The sequence below is a fragment of the Streptomyces sp. NPDC091287 genome (genome assembly GCF_044768525.1).
In the GTDB taxonomy this organism is placed as follows: Bacteria; Actinomycetota; Actinomycetes; order Streptomycetales; family Streptomycetaceae; genus Streptomyces.
Genome location: NZ_JBIVUV010000046.1, coordinates 1 through 2,134 on the forward strand (window position 1 = coordinate 1; position 2,134 = coordinate 2,134).

The window sequence follows — 2,134 nt, forward strand, 5'->3', positions numbered from 1 at the left end:
TGGAGGGTTTGGGGCATGGTTCCGTGGCGCATGGCCATGATCATTTTGATGATGCCGCCGACACCGGCTGCTGCTTGTGTGTGGCCGATGTTGGACTTGAGGGAGCCGAGGCGGAGTGGGCGGTCGGTCGGGCGGCCCTGGCCGTAGGTGGCGAGGAGGGCCTGGGCCTCGATGGGGTCACCCAGGGTGGTGCCCGTGCCATGTGCCTCCACCACGTCCACATCGGACACCGACAGGCGCGCGTTCTTCAGCGCCGACTGGATCACCCGCTCCTGTGACGGGCCGTTGGGTGCGGTCAGGCCGTTGGACGCGCCGTCCTGGTTGACCGCGGAGCCACGGATCACGGCGTGGACCGTGTGCCCGTTGCGCACCGCGTCGGACAGTCGCTCCAGCATCAGCAGCCCGACGCCCTCGCCCCAGATGGTGCCGTCCGCGTCACTGGAGAACGCTTTGCAGCGGCCGTCGGCTGCGAGCCCCCGCTGGCGGCTGAACTCCACGAACGTCTCCGGCGTCGCCATGACCGCGATGCCGCCGCTCAGCGCGTAGGACACCTCGCCCGTACGCAGAGCCTGCACCGCCAGGTGCGTCGCCACCAGCGAGGACGAGCACGCCGTGTCGATCGTGACGGCCGGACCCTCAAGTCCCAGCGTGTAGGAGATGCGACCGGACGCGATCGACCCCGCGTTCCCCGGCCCGATCAGGCCCTCCAGAGCCGGCGGCACCTCGCTGACCCGCGAGGAGTAGTCGTGGTACATCACGCCCGTGTAGACGCCGGTCTTGCTGCCGTGCAACGACTGCGGGGCGATGCCCGCGTCCTCCAGCGTCTCCCACGCCGTCTCCAGCAGCAGACGGTGCTGCGGGTCCATCGCCGTCGCCTCGCGGGGCGAGATGCCGAAGAACTCGGGGTCGAACCGGTCGGCGTCGTGCAGGAATCCACCCGTGCGCACGTAGGTCGTGCCGAACGCCTCCGGATCGGGATCGTAGATGCCCTCGTTGTCCCAGCCACGGTTGACGGGGAAGTCCGTCATGCCGTCCCGGCCATCGGCCACGAGCCGCCAGAGGCTCTCCGGGTCCGTCACGCCCCCGGGGAACCTGCACGCCATGCCGATGACCGCGATCGGCTCGCTCGCCGCGCCCCGGACCTCCTGCAACTCGTGCTGGGCCTGGCGGGTGTCGGCGATCGCCTTCTTGAGGTACTCGCGGAGCTTCGCTTCGTTCGCCATTGCCGTCAGGCCTTCCTGTTCGTTTCGACGAGGCTGAACAGCTCTTCGTCACTCGCTGCGTTGAGGTCGGAGTCGTCGGTGGGGGAGCTGGGCTCGTCCCCTGTGCGGCGCCACTGGGTGAGGAGCTCTTCGATGTGCTCGGTGATGAGCGAGTGATCGTCGAAATCCACGACGAGCGTCGACAGCAACGCCGCGACCTCGTCGAGCTTGGCCCGGGCGGCCTTGCGGCCACTGGGGGCGAGCGTGTCGCGCAGGTGCTCCGCCAGCGCCGTCGCCGTCGGGTGGTCGAACACCAGCGTCGCCGACAGCTGTACGCCGGTAGCCCTGGTGAGCTGGTTGCGCAGCTCCACCGCGGTGAGCGAGTCGAAGCCGAGCTGCTCGAACGCGATGTCCGGAGGGATCGCGCCGGCGTCGTTGTGGCCCAGCACCGACGCGATCTGCGACCGCACCAGATCCAGCACCCGTGCCTGCTGCTCCGCCTCGTCGAGACCGACGAGCGATGCGCCGAACGCCCTGCCGTCCTCCTGCCGCACGGTGGTGGCTGTGGTGCGGCGGGGGATGAGGTTGCGGAGGAGTGGGGGGATGGTGGGGTTTTTGCTGATGGTGGTGAGGTTGAGGGGGGTGGCGATGGTGGTGGGGGTGTTGAGGCCGAGGGCGGCGTCGAAGAGTGCGGTTCCGTGTTCGGTGGTGATGGGGGTGATGCCGTCGCGGGTGAGGCGGGCGTGGTCGGTGTTGGTGAGGTGTTGGGTGGTGCCGCTGGTGTTGGCCCAGAGTCCCCAGGCGATGGAGGTGGCGGGGAGTCCTTGGGTGTGGCGTTGTTGGGCGAGTGCGTCGAGGTAGGCGTTGGCGGCGGCGTAGTTGGCTTGTCCGGGGTTGCCGAGGGTGCCGGCGAGTGAGGAGTAGAGGACGAA

2 protein-coding genes are annotated in these 2,134 nt (G+C 69.1%); both read right to left on the reverse strand.

Going from position 1 to position 2,134, the window contains the following annotated elements:
* The coding region (locus tag ACIQRW_RS38350; RefSeq protein ID WP_403769999.1) for a type I polyketide synthase at window positions 1–1,223 on the reverse strand (1,223 nt) is incomplete at its 3' end.
* A 5-nt stretch (window positions 1,224–1,228) separates the two neighbouring features.
* The coding region (locus ACIQRW_RS38355) for a beta-ketoacyl reductase (protein ID WP_403770001.1) at window positions 1,229–2,134 on the reverse strand (906 nt) is incomplete at its 5' end.